Origin of the sequence: Rhizobium sophorae (assembly GCF_013087515.1) — a bacterium.
Lineage (GTDB): Bacteria > Pseudomonadota > Alphaproteobacteria > Rhizobiales > Rhizobiaceae > Rhizobium > Rhizobium sophorae.
Window position 1 is genome coordinate 157058 of the sequence record NZ_JABFCN010000046.1, and the last position, 22081, is coordinate 179138.

Annotated in this window: 20 protein-coding genes; 15 read left to right on the forward strand and 5 right to left on the reverse strand. The window is 62.0% G+C overall.

Annotated features, from left to right (window positions below):
- Nucleotides 1-6: 6 nt before the first annotated feature.
- Complete coding sequence (locus G9X64_RS25080; protein WP_168309987.1) at nucleotides 7-1320, reverse strand: MFS transporter; 1314 nt, start codon at nucleotides 1318-1320, stop codon at nucleotides 7-9.
- Nucleotides 1321-1589: 269 nt separating this feature from the next.
- Between G9X64_RS25080 and aqpZ the strand changes: the two genes are divergently transcribed.
- The 10 genes from aqpZ to ligA all read left to right on the forward strand — a co-directional run bounded on the left by aqpZ (nucleotide 1590) and on the right by ligA (nucleotide 14417).
- Entirely contained in the window at nucleotides 1590-2276 is a 687-nt protein-coding gene (gene aqpZ / locus G9X64_RS25085) for an aquaporin Z (protein WP_171377582.1), read from the forward strand.
- Between the two features lie 272 nt (nucleotides 2277-2548).
- Nucleotides 2549-3475: a D-alanine--D-alanine ligase gene (locus G9X64_RS25090; protein WP_171377583.1), complete on the forward strand. Its 927-nt coding sequence runs from the start codon at nucleotides 2549-2551 to the stop codon at nucleotides 3473-3475.
- Nucleotides 3463-4395 carry a cell division protein FtsQ/DivIB gene (locus G9X64_RS25095; RefSeq protein ID WP_168309990.1) on the forward strand — a complete coding sequence of 311 codons (933 nt, stop codon included), beginning with the start codon at nucleotides 3463-3465 and terminating at the stop codon, nucleotides 4393-4395. The genes G9X64_RS25090 and G9X64_RS25095 overlap by 13 nt, the downstream gene beginning before the upstream one ends.
- The gene (gene ftsA / locus G9X64_RS25100) at nucleotides 4392-5723 is read left to right on the forward strand and encodes a cell division protein FtsA (RefSeq protein WP_168309991.1); all 1332 of its coding nucleotides are present in this window, start codon (nucleotides 4392-4394) and stop codon (nucleotides 5721-5723) included. The genes G9X64_RS25095 and ftsA overlap by 4 nt, the downstream gene beginning before the upstream one ends.
- Before the next feature lie 56 nt (nucleotides 5724-5779).
- Complete coding sequence (gene ftsZ, locus G9X64_RS25105; protein WP_168314029.1) at nucleotides 5780-7498, forward strand: cell division protein FtsZ; 1719 nt, start codon at nucleotides 5780-5782, stop codon at nucleotides 7496-7498.
- A gap of 261 nt (nucleotides 7499-7759) precedes the next feature.
- Complete coding sequence (lpxC, locus tag G9X64_RS25110; protein WP_168309993.1) at nucleotides 7760-8716, forward strand: UDP-3-O-acyl-N-acetylglucosamine deacetylase; 957 nt, start codon at nucleotides 7760-7762, stop codon at nucleotides 8714-8716.
- 257 nt (nucleotides 8717-8973) lie between these two features.
- Nucleotides 8974-9843: an outer membrane protein assembly factor BamD gene (locus tag G9X64_RS25115; RefSeq protein ID WP_171377584.1), complete on the forward strand. Its 870-nt coding sequence runs from the start codon at nucleotides 8974-8976 to the stop codon at nucleotides 9841-9843.
- A gap of 5 nt (nucleotides 9844-9848) precedes the next feature.
- Nucleotides 9849-11522: a DNA repair protein RecN gene (recN, locus tag G9X64_RS25120; protein ID WP_168309994.1), complete on the forward strand. Its 1674-nt coding sequence runs from the start codon at nucleotides 9849-9851 to the stop codon at nucleotides 11520-11522.
- 99 nt (nucleotides 11523-11621) lie between these two features.
- On the forward strand, nucleotides 11622-12149 hold the full coding sequence (locus tag G9X64_RS25125) for a DUF6886 family protein (RefSeq protein WP_168309995.1): 528 nt from the start codon (nucleotides 11622-11624) through the stop codon (nucleotides 12147-12149).
- A 111-nt stretch (nucleotides 12150-12260) separates the two neighbouring features.
- A complete protein-coding gene (gene ligA, locus G9X64_RS25130; protein WP_168309996.1) occupies nucleotides 12261-14417 on the forward strand; it encodes an NAD-dependent DNA ligase LigA in 2157 nt (718 codons plus the stop codon).
- Nucleotides 14418-14451: 34 nt separating this feature from the next.
- Here ligA and G9X64_RS25135 read toward each other — a convergent pair whose 3' ends face one another.
- Nucleotides 14452-14988 (reverse strand): GNAT family N-acetyltransferase, encoded by a 537-nt coding sequence (locus tag G9X64_RS25135; RefSeq protein WP_171377585.1) that lies wholly within the window; start codon nucleotides 14986-14988, stop codon nucleotides 14452-14454.
- 280 nt (nucleotides 14989-15268) lie between these two features.
- On the opposite strand from G9X64_RS25135, the gene G9X64_RS25140 reads away from it, so the two are divergent.
- Nucleotides 15269-15859 (forward strand): 3'-5' exonuclease, encoded by a 591-nt coding sequence (locus G9X64_RS25140; protein WP_168309998.1) that lies wholly within the window; start codon nucleotides 15269-15271, stop codon nucleotides 15857-15859.
- A gap of 77 nt (nucleotides 15860-15936) precedes the next feature.
- Complete coding sequence (locus G9X64_RS25145; RefSeq protein ID WP_168309999.1) at nucleotides 15937-16431, forward strand: CreA family protein; 495 nt, start codon at nucleotides 15937-15939, stop codon at nucleotides 16429-16431.
- 266 nt (nucleotides 16432-16697) lie between these two features.
- Here G9X64_RS25145 and G9X64_RS25150 read toward each other — a convergent pair whose 3' ends face one another.
- A complete protein-coding gene (locus G9X64_RS25150; RefSeq protein ID WP_003541378.1) occupies nucleotides 16698-17168 on the reverse strand; it encodes a chemotaxis protein CheW in 471 nt (156 codons plus the stop codon).
- Between the two features lie 319 nt (nucleotides 17169-17487).
- On the opposite strand from G9X64_RS25150, the gene G9X64_RS25155 reads away from it, so the two are divergent.
- Nucleotides 17488-18090 (forward strand): SCO family protein, encoded by a 603-nt coding sequence (locus tag G9X64_RS25155; protein WP_168310000.1) that lies wholly within the window; start codon nucleotides 17488-17490, stop codon nucleotides 18088-18090.
- Between the two features lie 68 nt (nucleotides 18091-18158).
- Entirely contained in the window at nucleotides 18159-19037 is an 879-nt protein-coding gene (locus G9X64_RS25160) for a 50S ribosomal protein L11 methyltransferase (protein ID WP_168310001.1), read from the forward strand.
- 414 nt (nucleotides 19038-19451) lie between these two features.
- Here G9X64_RS25160 and G9X64_RS25165 read toward each other — a convergent pair whose 3' ends face one another.
- Nucleotides 19452-19625, reverse strand: a complete 174-nt coding sequence (locus G9X64_RS25165; protein ID WP_003541368.1) for a hypothetical protein — start codon at nucleotides 19623-19625, stop codon at nucleotides 19452-19454.
- A gap of 278 nt (nucleotides 19626-19903) precedes the next feature.
- Here G9X64_RS25165 and G9X64_RS25170 point away from each other — a divergent pair, with 278 nt between their 5' ends.
- The gene (locus G9X64_RS25170) at nucleotides 19904-21739 is read left to right on the forward strand and encodes an aminopeptidase P family protein (RefSeq protein WP_168310002.1); all 1836 of its coding nucleotides are present in this window, start codon (nucleotides 19904-19906) and stop codon (nucleotides 21737-21739) included.
- A 31-nt stretch (nucleotides 21740-21770) separates the two neighbouring features.
- Here G9X64_RS25170 and G9X64_RS25175 read toward each other — a convergent pair whose 3' ends face one another.
- On the reverse strand, nucleotides 21771-22079 hold the full coding sequence (locus tag G9X64_RS25175) for a branched-chain amino acid transport AzlD family protein (protein WP_168310003.1): 309 nt from the start codon (nucleotides 22077-22079) through the stop codon (nucleotides 21771-21773).
- Nucleotides 22080-22081: the final 2 nt, after the last annotated feature.

Consider the following 22081-nt stretch of genomic DNA (forward strand, 5'->3'; position numbering starts at 1 on the left):
GGTGGCTCAGACTTCTTCGCGGCCCGATAGCCGGATGCAGATGAGCGAGATCACCGCGGAGGCGGCGAGGTAGTAGCCGACATGGTCCAGGCTGTAGTGCGTGGCGAGCCAGGTGGCGATGTAAGGCGCCAGCGAAGCGCCGAAGATGCCGCCGAGGTTGAAGGTCATCGAGGCGCCGGTATAGCGCACCATAGTTGGGAAGGGGGCGGCGAGGGCCGCACCGATCGGACCATAGGTGAAGCCCATCAAGGCGAGGCCGATGATCGAGCACAGGAAAGCGCCTGTGAGACCGCTGGTCAACAGCGTCGCGTAGAAGAAGCCGAAGATCGCGATGGCAATCGTCGTCAGCGTCAGGATGATGCGGCGTGAATAGAGATCGGAGAGCCAGCCGGAAAGCGGGATTGTCAGGCCGAAGAAGACGACGCCGACAAGCTGGACGACCAGGAACTGCTCGCGGGAGTAACCGAGCCCACCCTTTTCCAGAGGTGTGGTACCCCAGGAGAGCGTGAAGACCGTCATCAGGTAGAACAGCACGAAGGTCGCAACGGCGATGAAGGTGCCAAGGATCAGGCTGCGCAGATGGTTGCGGAAGACCACCTCGATCGGCACGGCGACGCGCTCGTGCTTTTCGACGGCTTTGCGGAATTCCGGCGTCTCGGCGATCTTCAAGCGAACATAGAGGCCGACGGCGACGAGGGCGAGGCTGGCGATGAAGGGAATGCGCCATCCGTAGTCGAGGAAATCCTCATTGCTCATCGTTTCCGCCAGGATGAGGAAGAAGCCGGAGGAGAGGATGAAGCCGATCGGAGCGCCGAGCTGTGGGAACATGGCATACCAGCTGCGCTTGCCGGGAGGAGCGTTTTCGGTGGCAAGCAGAACGGCGCCACCCCATTCGCCGCCGAGGCCAAGGCCCTGACCGAAGCGGCAAAGCGCCAGCAACAGCGGCGCGGCGATGCCGATCGCATCGTAGCCCGGCAGCATGCCGATCAGGACGGTCGAAAGCCCCATCGTCATCAGCGCGGCGACGAGCGTCGCCTTGCGGCCGATGCGGTCGCCGAAATGACCGAAAACCACAGCGCCGATGGGGCGGGCGAAAAAGGCGATCGAGAAGGTGACGAGCGACTGCAGCGTTGCGGCGTTCGAATCGCTTGCCGGGAAGAAGAGATGCGGGAAGACGAGGACGGCTGCCGTCGCGTAGACGTAGAAGTCGAAGAATTCGATGGTGGTGCCGACAAGGCTGGCGATAAGGACGCGAGCCGGAGAATTGACTTGCGCGCTGTTCGAGGCAGGAGTCGGCGATGCGGAGATCGCGTCTGTCATTTTCATTCCAATCAGTATTTTTATGAAGCGCCTTGGGAGGCTCGCGGGTCTTAACGCAATTTCAGATCCGAGAAAATGTCAAAACATGCATTCGGTACAGGGGACGCGGCCCGCATGGGTTACCGGCTCGCATCCCCCGGTGTCATTTCAAATCCTTGGGTTTTCCTTCCTTGCGCGAGGCTTGCCACGGCGGCGCCCGCGCGCTTGACCGGAATCGAATTGTAACAGATTCATTGCTAACCCTCTGGTTGAGGGCAAAGGAGATATCCATGCAAAAGAGTCTTGTTGCCGAATTTCTCGGCACGTTCTGGCTGGTCTTCGGCGGATGCGGCAGTGCCGTGCTGGCTGCGGCCTATCCCGAACTTGGAATCGGTTTTGTCGGCGTGGCCTTTGCGTTCGGTCTGACGGTGCTCACCATGGCCTATGCCGTGGGCGGCATTTCGGGCGGTCATTTCAATCCCGCCGTCTCGCTCGGCCTTACGGTTGCCGGACGGTTTCCGGCGGCGCGCCTCTTTCCCTATATCGTCGTGCAGGTTGTCGGCGCCATCGCCGCGGCGGCGCTGCTTTATCTCATCGCCAGCGGCAAAGCGGGTTTCGAACTCGGCGGCTTTGCCGCCAACGGATATGGCGATCATTCTCCGGGCGGTTATTCACTGCTTTCGGCGCTGTTGATCGAAGTGCTGCTCACCATGTTCTTCCTGATCATCATCCTGGGATCGACCAGCAGCCGGGTGCCTGCGGGCTTCGCGCCGCTTGCGATCGGCCTTGGGCTGGCGCTGATCCATCTCGTTTCTATCCCCGTGACAAACACCTCGGTTAATCCGGCGCGCTCCACCGGCCAGGCGCTGTTCGTCGGCGGCTGGGCGCTGCAGCAGCTCTGGTTGTTCTGGATTGCGCCACTTGCAGGTGGGGCGCTCGGTGGGCTCGTTTGGAAATTCCTTGACGACGCCGACTGACTGCAAGATACCGAGCTATCCCATTGAGCCCGCGCGGTTTTTCCGTGCGGGTTTTTCTGTTTTCGCGGATCGGCGGCATCTTCGATCTGGCAATCCCGAAGACGAGAAGGTTAAAAAATCAAGGGCGCGGCAATACGAAGTTAACGAAAGTAAACACTTCATTAACCATAATGATGCTCTAATGCACCCAGGTCGGACAAAGGCCTGAAACGGCGCAGACAGCTTCGCGCAAGCGTCGATTTCGAAAATGAAAGTTATTTTTGGGGGTGTTGATGAGTCGCAAGCATGTCGCTGTCCTGATGGGCGGATTTTCCTCGGAAAGGCCTGTCAGCCTTTCCTCGGGAAAGGCTTGCGCAGAAGCTCTCGAGGCAGAGGGCTTCGACGTGACGCGCATCGACGTGACGCGCGACGTTTCCGAGAAGCTTGCCGCGCTGAAGCCCGATGTCGTCTTCAATGCGCTTCACGGCCCGTTCGGCGAGGACGGCACCATTCAGGGCATCCTCGAATATCTCGAGATCCCCTATACGCATTCGGGCGTGCTTGCCTCGGCGCTTGCGATGGACAAGGATAAGGCGAAGCTCGTTGCCGCCGCTGCCGGTATTCCGGTCGCCGAATCGCAGGTGGTCAACCGTTTCGCCTTTCCCTCGACGCATCCGATGACGCCGCCCTATGTGGTCAAGCCTGTCCGCGAGGGGTCGAGCTTCGGCGTCGTCATCGTCACGGAAGATCAGGCGCATCCGCCACAGATCGTCAGCTCGCCCGAGTGGCGTTACGGCGAGGAAGTGATCGTCGAGCGCTATATCTATGGTCGCGAACTCACCTGCGGCGTCATGGGTGAAACTCCGCTCGGCGTCACGGAAGTGGTGCCGCAGGGACACAATTTTTATGATTACGACTCCAAGTATGCGGCAGGCGGTTCAAAACACGTCATCCCCGCGAAAATTTCACCGAATATTTACCAAAAAATACAAACATTGTCCCTAAGGGCGCATCAGGCAATCGGTTGTCGCGGCGTCAGTCGGTCCGACTTTCGTTACGACGATCGTTTCTCCGAAGACGGCGAAATCATCTGGCTGGAGGTCAATACCCAGCCAGGTATGACTCCAACCTCGCTCGTGCCCGAAATGGCCGGTCATGCCGGCTATTCATTTGGTCAGTTTCTCCGGTGGATGGTGGAGGACGCGTCTTGTTTGCGTTGACGGTCAAGAGGATTGGGCGCCCCAGCCATCATGCCGTGCTTCCGATCATGGAAGCCGAAGAGCGGTTCGTGCTGCCGCGTCCGCTGCGCCGGATCACGCGCTTCCTGATCAGCCTCTGCGGCGGCCGCATCTATATTCCTGTTCATACGGGCACGGTCTCGGCGCTCGCTTTCTTGGGTGCGACGGGGCTTTACGGCATGTCGCTCGGCGGTCACACCGAAGCCGTCGCGCAGGCGACGACGACGGCCGCGGGTTTTGCGATCGAGGACGTGAAGGTCTCCGGCAATGCGGAGACCTCCGAAATCGAGATCCTGCAGCTGATCGGCCTTGACGGCACGACCTCACTGGTCGCCCTCGACGTCGATGCCGCCCGCCGGAAGATCGCGCATCTTCCCTGGGTGGAAAATGTCGAAGTCCGAAAGATTTATCCGAAAACGATCGAGGTGAAGCTCAAGGAGCGCCAGGCCTATGCGATCTGGCAGCACGGGCAGGAGCTTTCCCTGATCGAGAAGAACGGCAGTGTTATTGCGCCGCTGCGCGACAACAAGTTTTCGGCGCTGCCGCTCGTCGTCGGCCGCGATGCCGAAACGGCGGCGGCTTCACTGGAGGACGCCTTCTCGAAGTGGCCCGACGTGAAGGCCCGCGTGAAGGCCTATGTCTGGATATCCGGTCGTCGCTGGGACCTGCATATGGATAACGGCGTCGTCGTCAAACTGCCGGAAGACGGTATCGACCAGGCACTGGCGACGCTTTCGAAGTTCGACAAGGAGCACCAGCTGCTGGAGCGAGATATTGCCGCAGTCGATCTCAGGCTGGCCGACAGAACCGCGATCCAGCTGACGCCGGAGGCGGCGATCCGCAGGCAGACGGCAGTGACGGAGCGTACGAAAGAATTGAAGAAGGCGGGGCAGAATATATGAGCTTGTTCGGTTCATCCCATTTCGGATTGCCGCGCCTGAAGCCGCTTTCGTCGAAGCGGTCGCATGTCGTTTCGGTGCTCGACATCGGCTCGACCAAGGTCGTCTGCATGATCGGCCGGTTGACGCCGCGCGAGGAAAGTCAGATCCTGCCGGGCCGCACACACAATATCGAGATCATCGGCATCGGCCACCAGCGTTCCCGTGGCATCAAGACCGGCGTTATCGCCGATCTCGACGCGCTGGAAGGCGTCATCCGTCTTGCCGTCGATGCGGCCGAGCGCATGGCGGGTCTGACCGTCGAAAGCCTGATCGTCAACCTGACGGCCGGCCGCCTCGGCAGCGACATCTACACAGCGACAATCGATCTTGGCGGCCAGGAAGTCGAGCTCAACGATCTGAAGAAGGTACTGTCGGCCGCCTGCCAGCAGTCGCTGCGCCAGGACCGTTCGGTGCTGCATTCGCTGGCGACCGGCTTCTCGCTCGACGGAGAGCGCGGCATCCGCGATCCGCTGGCGATGTATGGCGATGCGCTCGGCGTCGACATGCATGTCGTCACTGCGGAGCGCTCGGCACTGAAGAATCTCGAGCTTAGCGTCAATCGTGCGCATCTGTCGGTCGAGGGCATCGTTGCGACGCCCTATGCATCGGGCCTTGCTGCTCTCGTCGATGACGAGGTCGAGCTCGGCTGCGCGGCGATCGACATGGGCGGCGGCACGACGACGATCTCGGTCTTTGCCGAAGGCAAGCTCGTTCATACGGATGCCGTCGGCCTCGGCGGCCATCACGTCACCACCGACCTGGCGCGCGGCCTTTCGACCCGCATCGAGGATGCTGAGCGGCTGAAGGTCGTGCATGCCTCAGCACTTACGAATTCCTCCGACGAGCGCGAGTTGATCTCGATCCCGCCAATCGGCGAGGACGATCGCGACCAGCCGTCGCAGGTGCCGCGGGCGCTGGTTTCGCGCATCGTGTCGGCCCGAATCGAAGAGACGATGGAACTGATCCGCGACCGTATCCAGCGTTCGGGCTTCAGCCCGATCGTCGGCAAGCGTGTCGTGCTGACCGGCGGGGCGAGCCAGCTAACCGGCCTTGCCGACGTGGCGCGGCGCATCCTTGCCCGCAACGTCCGCATCGGCCGTCCGATGGGCGTCTCGGGGTTGCCGACGGCGGCCAAGGGTCCGGCCTTTTCGACGGCCGTCGGCCTGATGATCTATCCGCAGGTCGCGGACATGGAGACACATGCGTCACAGAGCGGTCTGCTCATGTCGCTTGGGGGAAATAACAGCCGCATAGCCCGTATGGGCCAGTGGCTGAAGGAAAGCTTCTGAAATTTGAGTAATTGGCCGGCGTGGCGATGCGGCCAGAGAGAGAAGGAACAGGTACCATGACCATCAAGCTGCAAAAGCCTGACATCACAGAGCTGAAGCCGCGCATCACCGTGTTCGGCGTTGGCGGTGGTGGCGGCAATGCCGTCAACAACATGATTACCGCCGGCCTCCAGGGCGTCGACTTCGTCGTCGCCAACACGGATGCGCAGGCGCTGACGATGACGAAGGCCGAGCGCATCATCCAGCTCGGCGTCAACGTCACCGAAGGCCTCGGTGCCGGCTCGCAGCCGGAAGTCGGCCGCGCGGCCGCCGAAGAGTGCATCGACGAGATCGTCGATCACCTGAACGGCACGCATATGTGCTTCGTCACCGCCGGCATGGGCGGCGGCACCGGCACAGGTGCTGCTCCCGTTGTCGCACAGGCGGCCCGCAACAAGGGTATCCTGACGGTCGGCGTTGTCACCAAGCCGTTCCATTTCGAAGGCGGGCGCCGCATGCGCCTGGCCGAGATGGGCATCCAGGAACTGCAGAAGTCTGTCGATACGCTGATCGTCATTCCGAATCAGAACCTCTTCCGCATCGCCAACGACAAGACGACCTTCGCCGATGCCTTCGCCATGGCTGACCAGGTTCTCTATTCGGGCGTTGCCTGCATCACCGACCTGATGGTCAAGGAAGGCCTCATCAACCTCGACTTCGCCGACGTCCGCTCGGTGATGCGCGAAATGGGCCGGGCGATGATGGGCACCGGCGAAGCCTCCGGCTCCGGCCGCGCGCTCCAGGCCGCAGAGGCTGCCATTGCCAACCCGCTGCTCGACGAAACCTCGATGAAGGGCGCTCAAGGGTTGCTGATCTCCATCACCGGCGGTCGCGACCTCACCCTCTTCGAAGTCGACGAAGCCGCGACCCGCATCCGCGAGGAAGTCGATCCTGACGCCAACATCATCCTCGGCGCCACTTTCGACGAATCGCTCGAAGGCATCATCCGCGTCTCGGTCGTCGCAACCGGCATCGACCGGGCGATGAACGAAGCCGCCGAGCGCAACTTCCAGCCGGCCGCAAAGCCTGCTATCCGTCCTTCCGCGGCTGTTGCTCCGGCAGCGGCCGCAGTTCAGCCTGCCCCCGTGATGCAGGCACCGAAGGCCATGGATCCGATCGCGCAGACCATCCGCGAAGCCGAGATGGAACGCGAGCTCGAAATTCCGGCCCCGCGTGCTGCCGCACCGCTGCAGCAGTCAGCGGCACAGCAGGAAACCTTCCGTCCGCAGAGCAAGATCTTCGCGCCTGCGCCGGAAGCTCCGGCAATGCGTCCGGCACCGGTGCAGCAGCAGGCTCCGGCGCCCGCCATGAGCCAGCCGGTCATCAGCCAGCCAGTCCAGCAGCAGCCGATCCGTCAGGAGCCGACCATCCGTCAGGCGCCCGAACCGATGCGCATGCCGAAGGTCGAGGATTTCCCGCCGGTCGTTCAGGCCGAACTCGACCACCGCACGCAGCCGACTTCTGCGCATGCGGCGGACGAGCGTGGTCCGATGGGCCTGCTCAAGCGAATCACCAATTCGCTTGGCCGCCGCGACGACGACGCCGTTGCCGCCGATATGACCGCAGCACCGCCGGCCGCTTCGCAGCAGCGCCGTCCGCTGTCACCCGAGGCAAGCCTCTACGCACCGCGCCGCGGCAACCTCGACGACCAGGGCCGGGCAGTTCCGCAGGCCCGGATGATGCAGGAAGACGACCAGCTGGAAATCCCGGCATTCCTGCGTCGCCAGTCGAACTAGGCCGTGCTTCGGCACCGTTCATGCCCGGGATTAAGGTCCCGGGCATTGCTGTTTTTCAGCCTGCGATTCGCGAGCAATTTCAATCGCGTGACTTCGTAACAAAGCGAAAGAAACAGTGATTTGGATTGGAGCGCCGGCGCACGTAAGTATGGTGCAATGAAACTGCCCTAGGAGACCTTTCGACAGGCTCCGGCTGCAGAATGAACGATGACCGTGCCGATCGGACAGGCCGCCGGTACGGAAGAATAAAAGGCAGAATTTATGGCAATTGGCTTGCTGGGTTTTCAAACGACGGTATCGCGTCCCGTGACGCTTTCGGGCACCGGGGTCCATTCTGGCGCGGAAGTCTCGATCACCCTGAATCCGGCCGAATCGGACACCGGCGTCGTTTTCCAGCGCCTGCATGACAATGGCGACATCACCGAACTCAAGGCCGTCTCATCGCAGGTCGGCAATACCGACCTCTGCACCGTACTCGGATTCTCGCCGGCCCATTCGGTCGCGACGATCGAGCATGTCATGGCCGCCGTCTATGCGCTCGGACTCGACAATGTGGTGATCGAGGTGCAGGGCTCCGAAATGCCGATCATGGACGGCAGCTCGCTGCCCTTCGTCGAGGCGATCGAGCAGGTCGGTCTTGTCTCGCTCGGCGTCAAGCGCCGCTATATCCGTATCACCAAGCCGGTGCGAATCGAGCATGGCGGCTCCTGGAGCGAATTCCGCCCCTATGACGGCACGCGCTTCGAAGTCGAGATCGATTTCGATTGCCCGCTGATCGGCCGGCAGAAGTGGGCCGGCGACATGACCGCCGCCGTCTTCAAGACCGAGCTTTCCCGCGCCCGCACCTTCGGCTTCATGCGCGATGTCGAGCGTCTCTGGGCGTCGGGCCACGCGCTCGGCTCCTCGCTTGAAAACTCCGTCGTCATCTCGGACGACAACACCGTCATCAACGTCGAAGGACTGCGTTACGCCAAGGACGAATTCGTCCGCCACAAGGCGCTCGATGCCGTCGGCGATCTCTCGCTTGCCGGTGCCCAGTTCATCGGCTGCTACCGTTCCTATCGCGGTGGTCACAAGATGAACGCCAATGCGCTGAAGGCGCTGCTCGCCGATCCCTCCGCCTACGAGGTGGTCGAGACGTCGACGCCGCGCCAGCGCGTCGCTGCCCGCGAACTGATCGCGGTCAGTGTTTCGGAATTCGCTCCCTGGTCGGCATGACCTCCAGCATATTCTCAAGACCAGGCCGCCTCTTTCCCGGAGGCGGTTTTTTTATGTCCGGCCGCGTTTGCTGCAATAGACCGATGCTCGGCCGCCACAGGTCGGGAAGAAGTTGAAAAGCCAATCATTCTGCGGCTGCTGCCACAAAAATGCGTTAATGCCTTATCATTGCGTTGCTCTTGATGCACATTTGTGGCTAGAAACGCCAGCGAGGCGTGGCTGCCGTGGAGAGAGCGGCAGCAGTGGGGTTCTTTCGAATGGGTTATGCAGGATCTGAAGGTATGATGAAGACAGCGCGCGCTTTGTTCGCATCGCTTCTGGTGCTCAGCGCAGGCGCCTTGATCTCCGGTTGCCAGTCGGACCCCGATATCGACATCACCAAGCTCGGCCTCGAAACCGATCCGCCCGACGTGCTCTACACCCAAGGCCTTGCCAATATGAAGGCCGGCAACATGGCGGAAGCGGCGCGCAAGTTCGACGCGATCGACCGCGAGAACCCGTTCTCCGAATGGGCGCGCAAGGCGCTTGTGATGAGCACCTTCGTCAAATACCGCCAAGGCCGCCTGGATGATGCGCTTGCTTCCGGCAACCGCTACATGTCGCAATATCCGAAGTCCCAGGATGCCGCCTATGTGCAGTATCTCATCGGTCTCACCTATTCCAAGCAGATCGTCGACGTGACGCAGGACCAGCGTGCCTCAGCCAAGACGATCGAGGCGATGCAGGCCGTCATCGACAATTATCCGAACTCCGAATATGTCGACGACGCGCAGGCGAAGATCCGCTTTGCGCGCGACCAGCTGGCCGGCAAGGAAATGCAGATCGGCCGCTACTATATGGAGCGGAAGGAATATCTCGCCGCGATCTCGCGCTTCCGCATCGTCGTCGAGAAATATCCGAACACGAACCAGATCGAAGAGGCCTTGGCGCGTCTCGTCGAAGCTTATTACGCCATGGGCATCGTCGACGAGGCGCAGACAGCCGCTGCCGTTCTCGGTCACAATTATCCCGACAGCCAGTGGTATGCTGATTCCTACAAGCTGCTGCAGAGCGGCGGTGCCGAGCCGCGTGAGAACAAGGGCTCGTGGATCGCCGCAGCGGGCAAGAAACTTCTTCTCGGTTCCTGAGGCCAATGCTGATCCAGCTTTCGATCCGCGATATCGTCCTGATCGAGCGGCTGGATCTTGCCTTCGAGACCGGCCTCTCCGTGTTGACGGGCGAGACCGGGGCGGGCAAATCCATCCTGCTCGACAGCCTGTCGCTGGCGCTCGGCGGACGCGGTGACGGCGGCCTGGTGCGCCACGGCGAGGACAAGGGCCAGGTGACGGCGGTGTTCGACGTCGGCATGGAGCACGGCGCCCGCATGCTCCTGCGTGAAAACGGCATCGACGACGAGGGCGACCTGATCTTCCGCCGCCAGCAATCGGCGGACGGGCGCACCAAGGCCTATGTCAACGACCAGCCGGTCAGCGTGCAACTGATGCGCCTGGCCGGTCAGATGCTGGTCGAAATCCACGGACAGCACGACGATCGCGCCCTTGTCGACACCAATGCCCACCGCACTCTCCTCGATGCGTTTGCCGGCCTCACCGACGAGGTTTCGGAGGTCTCCCGGCTCTATCGCCTGTGGCGCGACAGCGAGCGGACGCTGAAGAAGCACCGCGAGAAGGTGGAAAGCGCGGCGCGCGAAGCCGACTACTTGCGCTCTTCGGTCGAGGAACTCGAGAAGCTCTCGCCGCAGGATGGCGAGGAGGAAGAACTCGCCGATCGCCGGCAGAAGATGATGAAGGCCGAGCGAATCGCCGGCGATATCGCCGAGGCGTCCGAATTCCTCAACGGCAATGCCTCGCCGGTGCCCCATATCGCCTCGCTGGTGCGCCGGCTGGAGCGCAAGAGCCATGAGGCGCCGGGACTGCTCGAAGACACCGTGGCGCTGCTCGATGCTGCGCTCGATCAGCTTTCCAACGCGCAGATGGAAGTCGAGGCGGCGCTGCGCAAGACCGAATACGATCCGAGAGAGCTGGAGCGGGTGGAGGAGCGGCTTTTCGCGCTCAGGGCCGCCTCGCGCAAATATTCCGTTCCCGTCACCGAACTGCCGGCGCTTGCCGTGCGCATGATCGCCGATCTTGCCGACCTCGACGCGGGCGAGGAGCGGCTTGCGCGGCTCGACGCCGAGGTCGGCTTGGCCCGGGAAAATTACGATGCGGCGGCGCGCTCGCTCTCCGAAAAGCGCCATCACGCCGGCACAGCACTGGCTGGGGCCGTCATGGCCGAGCTGCCGGCGCTGAAGCTCGAACGCGCCCGTTTCATGGTCGAGATCAACACGGATGCGCACGAGGCGCTGGCCGAAGGCATCGACGTCGTCGAGTTCCATGTCCAGACCAATCCCGGCACACGGCCGGGCTCGATCATGAAGGTCGCCTCCGGCGGCGAACTCTCGCGTTTCCTGCTGGCGCTGAAGGTGGCGCTCGCTGATCGCGGATCGGCGCCGACGCTCGTCTTCGACGAAATCGATACCGGCGTCGGCGGTGCGGTGGCCGATGCGATCGGCCAGCGGCTGAAGCGGCTGTCGGAGCGTGTGCAGGTGCTGTCGGTCACCCATGCGCCGCAGGTCGCGGCGCGGGCGGCGACGCATCTCTTGATTTCCAAGGGACCGTCGGCCGACGGTTCTGAAAAGATTGCCACGCGCGTCGCGACGATGGCGCAGAAGGACCGCACCGAGGAGATCGCCCGTATGCTGGCCGGGGCTTCGGTCACCGAAGAGGCGAGGGCGGCGGCGAAGCGGCTGCTGGCCGGCAACGGCTGATTTTTCTTCCGACGTTCTTTCGGCTCGGGCAGGCGGGATGACAATCATCGCGCATCGCGATATGCGCTGAAGCTTCCCGATCGGCGGCGAGCTCAAGCCATGCGACTTTTCCATTTCAGCGACGATCCCGGTATCGTAGCGTTCGAGCCACGTCCGGTTCGCGTCCCGTCTGCCCGCGCGCCCGGCCGGGAATGGCTGAACGGTCCGCTCGTCTGGGCAATCGATGCCGATCATGATTTCATGTATCTCTTTCCGCGTGATTGCCCCCGCATCCTGATCTGGGCGGCAGCCGATACGCCGGAGGTCGAACGGCGGCACTGGCTCGGCGACTGGCGGGCCGTCGCCTGCGTCGAGCGCCATTGGTTGGAAAGGCTCGAAGCGGAGACGATCCACCGTTACGAGATGCCGGCCGAGGGCTTCGAGGATCTGGGTGATGCTGGCATGTGGGTGTCCCGCAGATGCGTCATTCCCATGAAGAGGACCGCCATCTCGCGGCTCGATCAGGAGTTTGGGCCGCGCGGGGTGGAGCTTCGGGTGGTCGATAGCCTGCGGCCGTTGAAGGGTCTCTGGAACAGCAGCCTGCATGTCAGCGGCATCCGGCTGCGCAATGCCAAGGATTGGGAATAGGCCAGGTAGACCGATCTTCCTTTCGAAGGACCGCAGCCTCTCTTTCCATCCGGCAATTTTGCTCTAAAAACAATCCAGATTTTCTGACCAGATTCTCTGGAGTGATGTTCCATGTCCACCGAAGGTTCCGCCGTCGACACGTTGACGATCGAAGAAGCTGCCGCCGAGCTTGAACGGCTGGCAAAGGAGATTGCGCATCATGATGCGCTCTACCACGGCAAGGACCAGCCGGAGATTTCGGATGCGGATTACGACGCGCTGAAGCGCCGCAACGATGCGCTGGAAGTGCGGTTTCCCGAGTTGATGCGCGAAGACAGCCCATCGCGGCATGTCGGTGCAGCGCCCTCTGTCACTTTCTCGCCCGTCGTTCATGCGCGGCCGATGCTGTCGCTCGACAACACCTTCTCGCAGGAGGACGTGCAGGATTTCGTCGCCGGCGTCTATCGCTTCCTCGGCCGGCTGCCGGATCAGTCGATCGCCTTTACCGCCGAGCCGAAGATCGATGGTCTCTCGATGTCGATCCGTTACGAGAACGGCAGGCTGGTGACAGCTGCAACGCGCGGCGACGGCACGACGGGCGAGAACGTCACCGCAAACATCCGAACCATCGCCGAGATCCCCAACGAACTGCCTAAGGGCGTGCCCGCTGTCGTCGAGATCCGCGGCGAAGTCTATATGGCCAAGAGCGACTTCCTGGCGCTGAACCGGCAGATGGAGGCGGAGGGCAAGCAGACCTATGTCAATCCGCGTAATACCGCGGCCGGGTCGTTGCGCCAGCTCGACGCCAAGGTGACGGCGAGCCGCAAGCTGAAATTCTTCGCCTACGCCTGGGGCGAGATGTCGGAAATGCCCGCCGACACGCAATTTGGGATGGTGCAGACCTTCAAGGACTGGGGTTTTCCCGTCAATCCGCTGATGAAGCGATTGAACTCGGTCGCCGACATCCTGTCGCATTATGACGAGATCGGTCTCGAGCGCCCGGATCTCGACTACGACATCGACGGCGTCGTCTACAAGGTCGACAGTCTCGAGCTGCAGGCCCGTCTCGGCTTCCGCTCGCGTTCGCCGCGCTGGGCGACGGCGCACAAGTTTCCGGCGGAGCAGGCTTTCACGATCGTCGAGAATATCGACATCCAAGTCGGCCGCACCGGCGCCCTGACACCGGTCGCACGTTTGACGCCGATCACCGTCGGTGGCGTGGTCGTCACCAATGCGACGCTGCACAACGCGGATTACATCAGGGGCATCGGCAATAGCGGCGAGCGCATCCGCGACGACGAGCACGATATCCGCATCGGCGATACCGTCATCGTGCAGCGCGCAGGTGATGTGATCCCGCAGGTCCTCGACGTCGTCATGGAGAAGCGGCCGGACGAGGCCAGGCCCTATGAATTTCCGAAGACCTGCCCGGTCTGCGGTTCGCATGCGGTGCGTGAAAGACATGAGAAGACCGGTAAGCTCGATTCGGTCACCCGCTGCACCGGCGGCTTCATCTGCAGGGCGCAGGCGACGGAGCATCTGAAGCACTTTGTTTCGCGCAATGCCTTCGATATAGAAGGGCTCGGTTCAAAGCAGATCGACTTCTTCTTCGAAAACGAGGACGCGTCGCTGCAGATCCGCACTGCGCCCGATATCTTCACGCTGGAGAAGCGTCAGCAGCAATCGCTGACCAAGCTGGAGAATATTGATGGTTTCGGCAAGGTCAGCGTCGGAAAGCTCTATGCGGCGATCAGCGAACGGCGCAGCATTGCGCTCCACCGCTTCATCTACGCGCTCGGCATCCGCCATGTCGGCGAGACCACGGCGAAGCTCTTGGCGCGCTCCTACGGCACCTATGCTGCCTTTGAGACGGGCATGCGGGAGGCCGAGGCGCTTGCCGGTGACGCCTGGAACGATCTCAACGCCATCGAGGGTATCGGCGAGGTCGTGGCACGCGCCATCGTTGAATTCTACAAGGAGCCGCGCAATGTCGAGGTGATTGCCCGACTGCTTGAGGAAGTGACGCCCGAGGAGGCCGAACAACCGACGACGGCAGGCAGCCCGGTCGCCGGCAAGACCGTGGTTTTCACCGGCTCGCTGGAAAAGTTTACCCGCGACGAAGCGAAGGCGAGGGCGGAAAGTCTCGGCGCCAAGGTGGCGGGATCCGTCTCGAAGAAGACCGACATCGTCGTTGCCGGCCCCGGCGCCGGCTCCAAGCTCGACAAGGCGCGCGAACTCGGCGTGCAGACGATGGACGAGGATGAATGGCTGGCACTGATCAGCGGGTGAAGGGCTGACGGCGAGCCGCCAGCCTCCCGCTCGCTCATAGCCTGAGCCGTGCCATCGTATAGGCGTCGACATACGCTCCTGATCGAAAGCCGAAGGCCTTCAGCAGGCCTTCCTGCTCGAAGCCGAATTTCCGGTAGAGGCCGATGGCGACATCGTTGTCGGTGTAGACAGTCAGTTCCAGCCGTTTGATATCGAGCCAGTCATCGGCAGCATCGACCATCGCGCCGAGCAGGATCCGTCCGAAGCCGCGGCCGGTGAAATCGTCATGCACGCCCATGCCGATGCTGGCGACGTGCTGCCGGCGGCCGGAAAGACGGTTGAGGCCGCCATTGCCGACGATTTTGCCGTCCTGGGTGACGACGAGGTTGAGCGCGCCTGGCGACGGATTTTCCATGTACTTGCGGACCTCTTCGATCCGCTGGTACGGCGGCCGCAAGGTGCCGGCCCGGTAGCCCGGCAGATTTATGAGATTGGTGATCTCCTCCGCATCGGACAGGCGGACGGCGCGCACGAAGACGCCATCCGGCAGGCGCGCTCGGCCGCGAGGTTCATTCTCTTCGTTTTCGGACATTCATGCTCTCCATCAGTGTCGGGAGGAGAGCCGGTTTCCGAAACCCTGCTCGCCTCGGCAGGGTTTTCGGGATGATCGGATCGCTGCTAACGCGCCATCGCTCCCGCGTACCCTTCAAGGGTCGTGGTGTGATGAATAAGCGCTGCCATGGTCACGGAACCGATCATGGCAACAAGTTTCGATATGCGGGTTAAAAAGTCAACAGGGCGCCGTGTCGAATTTGCGCGGCTAGAAGCGGGGCGGTATTCCTGTTCCCGAAGAAACGATTCGGACTGCGGCATTGAAAACTATCGCGATTGACTTCGAGACGGCGAACGAACAGCGCGGCAGCGCCTGTTCCGTCGGCCTTGCCTGGATCGAGGAGGGCAGGGTGACACGAGTCGAGGAGCGGCTGATCCGGCCACGGCAGATGCGTTTTTCCGGGATGAACATTGCAATCCATGGCATCCGGCCGGAACATGTCGAAGATGCGCCGGAGTTTCCCGAGGTGATGGACGAATTCCATGAGGATTTTCGGGGCGCGACGATGATCGCCCACAATGCCGCCTTCGATTTCAGCGTCTGGCGGGCGAGCCTAGATCTCTACCGGCAGTCCTATCCGGAGCTTACCTATCTCTGCAGCCTGAAGATGGCGCAGCGGATCTGGCCGCATTTCCTCTCGCACCGGCTGAACCTCATCGCAGAGCATCTGGGCCTGCGATTCGTGCACCACAACGCCGCCGAAGATGCCGCCGTCTGCGCAGCGGCCGCAATCGAGATGGCAAGGGCGGTCCAGGCCCATGCCGTCCACGCTATACCGACGTTGATCGGCATGAAGCCAGGTCGGCTGACGGCGCAGGCCTACGAGCCCTGCACCTGCCGAAAGGGCTGAGTGTTCTCACGTAACCGCATTTCTTGCAAAGCATGGGTCCATGCTTATCTAGAATGTGGATTATTCAGGGAGCCGCCATGTCCAGACTGCGCAATTTTCTCCTCGCCGCCTTCTCTTTCGCCGCCCTTTCCGCAGGTACTGCGTCGGCCGAAGTCGTCGGCAAGGTCGGGGTCGACTGGATCGGCAACGACATCATCGTCGATGCGGTCTCCGACCCTGACGTCAAGGGCGTCACCTGCCACGTCACCTATTTCGACCGCAGCCTGATCGACCGGTTCAAGAACGGCAACTGGTTCGAGGATCCGTCCAACAATTCCATTGCCTGCCGGCAGACGGGGCCGATCGAGATCGGCAATATCGACCTGTCCAAGGATGGCAGCGAGGTCTTCCGCCAGGGCATGTCGCTGATCTGGAAGACTCTGGTCGTGAACCGCATCTACGACAAGACCAACGACACGCTGATCTATCTTGCCCATTCGCGCGAACTGACGGACGGTTCGGCGAAGATGTCGATCTCGACCATCCCGCTCTACGGGCAGAACGTTGTGTGGAAGAACGGGAAGCCGCAGTAGGGCAGGCCGTCTCCCCCAACCCCCTAATCCCTGTGCTTGTCACAGGGATCTAGCGCGCCCAAGTCCTTGGGCGTAGGAAGCTCATTTCCCTAAATAGCTGGGTTGTTCACCGCGCAGACGCGCGGTGGCCGGATCCCTGTGACGAGCACAGCGATGAGGGTCGTGGAGGCTGTGCCATATTGCCTGGCGAGATCAGGCCGCTTCATATCCTCTAAACATAAAGGCCCGGACGAGCCGGGCCTTCGAATTCCAGATATGAGTATTCCTCAGGCCGCCTGTGTCAGCTCGTCGGCAATGACCGTGTCGAGGTTCAGGAAGCAGACCATGGTCTTTTCGAGCGCGACGATGCCGCGGCAGAAGGCGCGCTGGGCTTCCGGGATGATTTCCGGCGGCGGCTGCAGGTCTTCGCTCTTGATGGTCATCATGTCGGAAACCTGCTCGACCAGCAGGCCGACCAGCTTGCCGGCGATGTCGGTGACGATGATCGCCGAGCGCTCGGAGGGCTCGGTCATCTTCATGCCGAGGCGGCAGGCCATGTCGATAACGGGGATCACCGCACCGCGCAGGTTGATGAGACCCAAGACGTAGGGCGGGGTGTGCGGCATCGGCGTCACCGGCGCCCAGCCGCGGATTTCGCGGATGGCCATGATGTCGATGCAGAATTCCTGATCGCCCAGGTGGAACGAAACGATTTCGAGATAAGCGCCCGACTGCTTGATGGCGTTGTTGTTGTTCATGGTCAGAATTCTTCCCAGTTGTCCCCAGCGGGAGAGGCGATGCAGAACCGCCGTTAAATATAGATGTGACGGCTTAAGTCTTTCCTAACGATATGTATTTTCGGATTGCCCGTCGCTTTAGAGGTAAGCTATTCAAACACATGCATTTTTGATCCATGCAGATTCCTGAGGGCGGATTTCGTTGCCGTGGCAGTTTCTGCCGGTGAGACAATTCAACACGGGTTCGAAAACATATTCTTGAATTGCGCGCCTCCGGTCGAGGCTATAATCACGCCAGCAGTGGCGGGCGGCACATCCGCCTGGATCGAGGATCATGCCAATGAAGACATTCCGCATCGCCGTCTGGGTCGGTGTCCTGATACTGGCCGGGTTTCTCGGCGGGTTTACGTACTATCTCAACAGATCGGGGAATGTGGTGGCGGAGGCTCCCTTCGGCGTGCCCTTTACCCTGGTCTCCCAGAGCGGGCAGCCGATCACCGAGGAGGCGCTGCGCGGCAAGCCGACGGCGCTGTTCTTTGGCTTCACCCATTGCCCGGAAGTCTGCCCGACGACGCTTTTCGAGCTGAACGGCTGGATGGAGAAGGTCGATCCGAAGGGCGATAAGCTGCAGGCCTATTTCGTCACCGTTGATCCGGAACGCGACACGCCTGAGATCATGAACGAATACGTCTCCAATGTTTCCAAGCGCATCACTGGCATTTCGGGCGCGCCCGATAAGATCGCCGAGGTCGTCAAAGGGTTCCGCGTCTACGCCAAGAAAGTGCCGGTCGACGAGAAGGATCCGAACGGCGACTATACGATGGACCACACCGCGTCGGTCTTCCTGCTCGATTCGGCCGGGCGATTTTCCGGAACGATCGCCTATGGCGAAAACCCGGACACGGCGGTAAAGAAGCTGGAGAATCTCGTCAGCAAGGGGTGACAGCTTCAGCGTGATGGGGCGTTGGCTCGATCGGTGGCGGGCAACGGAAACGGGAAAGACCGCCTATCGTGAGTGAAATCCGCCTTTACGTGACGACGACCGAAAGCAAGGCCGAGGAGATCCTCGACCTTCTGAGCGCGGTCTTCGGCGAAGAAGACTTTGCCATCGGCACCACCGAGATCGACGAGAAGAAGGATATCTGGGAAGCTTCGGTCTATATGATGGCCGAGGACGAGGCAGAAGTGCGTTCCCGCGTCGAGACGGCGCTGACGACTGCCTTTCCCCAAGCAGTGCTGGAGCGGGAAGTCATTCCCGAGGTCGACTGGGTGGTGAAATCGCTGGAGGGGCTGAAGCCCGTCAGGGCAGGGCGCTTCCTGGTGCATGGTTCGCATGACCGCGACAAGGTCCGTCCCGGCGACATCGCGATCGAGATCGATGCCGGCCAGGCCTTCGGCACCGGCCATCACGGCACGACGGCGGGCTGCCTCGAGGTGATCGATAGCGTGGTGCGCTCGCGCCCAGTCCGCAACGCGCTCGATCTCGGCACCGGCAGCGGCGTACTGGCGATTGCGGTGCGCAAGCTCAGGAACATACCGGTGCTGGCGACCGACATCGATCCGATCGCGACGAAGGTGGCGGCCGAGAACGTGCGCCGCAACGGTATCGCTTCGGGCATCGTCACCAGAACCGCGCCGGGCTTTCATTCGACGGCCTTTTCCGAGCATGGTCCCTTCGATCTCATCATCGCCAACATTCTCGCCCGGCCGCTGATCCGCATGGCGCCGAGGCTTGCGACGCATCTTGCGCCTGGCGGATCGGTCATTCTCTCCGGCATCCTTGCCGGGCAGCGCTGGAGGGTGATTGCCGCCTATAGTGGCGCGAGACTTCGCCATGTCAGGACGATCTGGCGGAATGGCTGGGTGACCATCCATCTCGATCGGCCTTAAGTTTTCAAGGCTGTGAGCAGGTGATTTCTCCTGCGACGTATGCGTCGCTTGAGGCAACGCGCCTCCTTCCACCCTCTTCCCTGTGCTCGTCACAGGGATCCGGCCACCGCGTCTGCGCGGTGAATGACTCCATACGAGCTTGAAGAGAGTTTGCCGCGCCCAAGGACTGGGGCGCACTGGATCCCTGTGACAAGCACAGGGAAGAGGGCGGTGCCTGGTGCCGCACCGCCTTATCGGAACGGAGCCGCTCCGTGAGCCTTGTTGAAGACAACAAAAAAGGCGGTGCCGATGGCACCGCCTTCGACCGGTCTATCCGGTCAATGCCCGCGAGCTCAAGGGGAGGAGCGCTCAAGCGGGCTCTACTGCATTCCAATAGGCCGGTCCGGGAGGGAGGAGACGGACTGGCTTTCAGGCTTAGAACGCGTAGCTGGGGGCGCCCTTGTGGCGCGTGGCCCGCTGGCCGGCGCCGAGCAGCTTGAGGCTGTCCTCGTTCTGCGGGCGGCGGGCGCCGATCACGTGACGCACGGTCTGGCGTTCGCCAGCCTGCACCGGGCTGCTATATGCGAAGCGCGAGAGAGAGGCGGTCATTTCAAGAATTCCTTTGGTTACAGGTTCATCGCGAACCGTTCGATGACGCTTATATAGCTATTCTGAAATGCGGAGGCAGAGGGTTTCGCTCATGGGAGCCATGCGGCCAATGCATAAAGCGTGCCAAATTAACTTTTGGCGTCACAGTTCTGTCAAAATGTTGAGCGGCCCCAGGGGGGCGACTCGTTTTGTCGCTTTTTCTCCCCATCGGTTGAAATTTCGCTAACATGGCCGGCATCCCATTAACCGGATTCGTCTCAATCATTCGGGTTTCCAGCATGTTCCAGTCTTTCGAGGTTACCTCCACGCCGCAATTCGGCAGGGATCGTGTATCGGCGCTGCGCGCCGGTTTCGATTCGCTCGGCATCGACGCCTTCCTCGTGCCGCGCGCCGATGAATTCAACGGCGAATATGTTCCCGCATGTTCGGAGCGCTTGGCATGGCTGACGGGCTTCACCGGCTCGGCCGGCATTGCGCTGATCCTGCGCACGCAGGCGATCGTCTTCGTCGACGGACGCTATGTGACGCAGCTTGCCGAACAGGTCGACGGCTCGGTCTTTTCGGGTGGCGATCTCGTCAACGAACCGCCGCATGTCTGGCTTGCCGCAAACGGAGCCAAGGGCCTGCGGCTCGGCATCGACCCCTGGCTGCATGCCGGGGCCGAGGTGCGCCGTCTGGAAAGGGCGCTGTCGGAGATCGGCGGCACGCTGGTCTTCCTACCGCACAATCCGCTCGACAGGCTTTGGGCTGACCGGCCGGCCGAGCCGCTTGGTGCGGTCAGCATCCAGAACGTCGCGCAGGCCGGCGTGCTGGCGAGGGAGAAGATCGCGACGATCGCCGCAGATCTTTCGAAGAAGAATCTTGCGGCGGTGCTGATCGCCGATCCCTCTTCGGTCGCCTGGACCTTCAATATTCGCGGCGCCGACGTGCCGCATACGCCGCATCCGCTGGCGCGCGCCATTATCCATGCAGACGGCCGGGCCGAGATCTTCCTCGACAAGCGCAAGACCGGCATCGAGCCGGAGGCCTATCTCGCGCAGATCTGCACCCAGCTGCCGCCATCGGCGCTGGAAGAAAAGCTCGCCGCCGTTTCCCGGGATGGCGGCCGCGTGCTGATCGACCCTGACATCGCCGCCTATGCCCTGGCCGAGATCATCCGCAAGGCGGGCGGCGAAGCGGTGGAGGGCGCCGATCCCGCCAAGTTACCGCGCGCGGTGAAGAACGACGTCGAGATCAACGGCTCTGCCGCCGCGCATCTACAGGACGGGGCGGCGATGGTGGAATTCCTTTATTGGCTGTCGCAGACGAAGCCCGGCACGGTGAGCGAGATCGCTGCTGCCGAGCATCTCGAAGCGGCGCGCACCCGCGTCGGCCAGAGCATGCAGAACCCGCTGAAGGATATTTCCTTCGACACGATTTCGGGCGCCGGCGAACATGCGGCGATCATGCATTACCGCGTGACGACCGAGACCAACCGGATGATCGGGGCCGGCGAACTCTTCCTGATCGATTCGGGCGCGCAATATATCAACGGCACGACCGACATCACCCGCACTGTTGGCATTGGCACTGTTTCGGAAGAGCATCGGCGCTTCTTCACGCTGGTGCTGAAGGGGATGATAGAGATCAGCACGGCGCGTTTCCCGAAGGGCACGCGCGGCTGCGACCTCGATCCGCTGGCGCGCATCGCGCTGTGGCGGGCCGGCGCCGATTTCGCCCATGGCACAGGCCACGGCGTCGGCTCCTATCTCTCGGTGCATGAGGGGCCGCAGCGCATCTCCAGGCTTTCGACGCAGGAACTGCTGCCCGGCATGATCCTTTCGAACGAGCCCGGCTATTACCGGCCGGGCAGCTTCGGCATCCGCATCGAGAACCTGATCTATGTGCGCGGGGCCGAAGAGATCGAGGGCGGCGATGCGCCGATGCTCGGTTTCGAGACGCTGACTTTCTGCCCGATCGACCGCAGCCTCGTCATTCCGGAGCTTCTGACCCATGACCAGCTGCACTGGTTCAACGATTATCACCGCCGCACGCGTGAGGCGCTGATGCCGCTGATCCACGATCACGATGTCAGGGCATGGCTCGAAAACGCGACGCTGCCGCTGGAATATTGATAGAGGCGTCGACGCGCCGGCGCCGTCGTGCTCAGGCGCCGATCGTGTGGCGCCAGGTCATCACGACGATCCAGGCGGCGACCAGCATCCATGTATGGCTGAAGCGCAGGCCGATGAAGAGGGCGACGATCAGCGCCAACTTCGATTCCCAGCCGCCGATGAAGAAGGCGGGCGCGACCAGCGTCGTCAGCACGGCCGCCGGCACGGCGTTCAGCGCCGCCTCCATGCGCGGAGGGATGCTCTTCATTCGGGTGATGAGGATATAGCCGCCGATGCGGGTGGCGAAGGTGGCGGCTGCTGCGGCGAGGATGACGAGCGCCATATGAAGATCGAATTCCATGG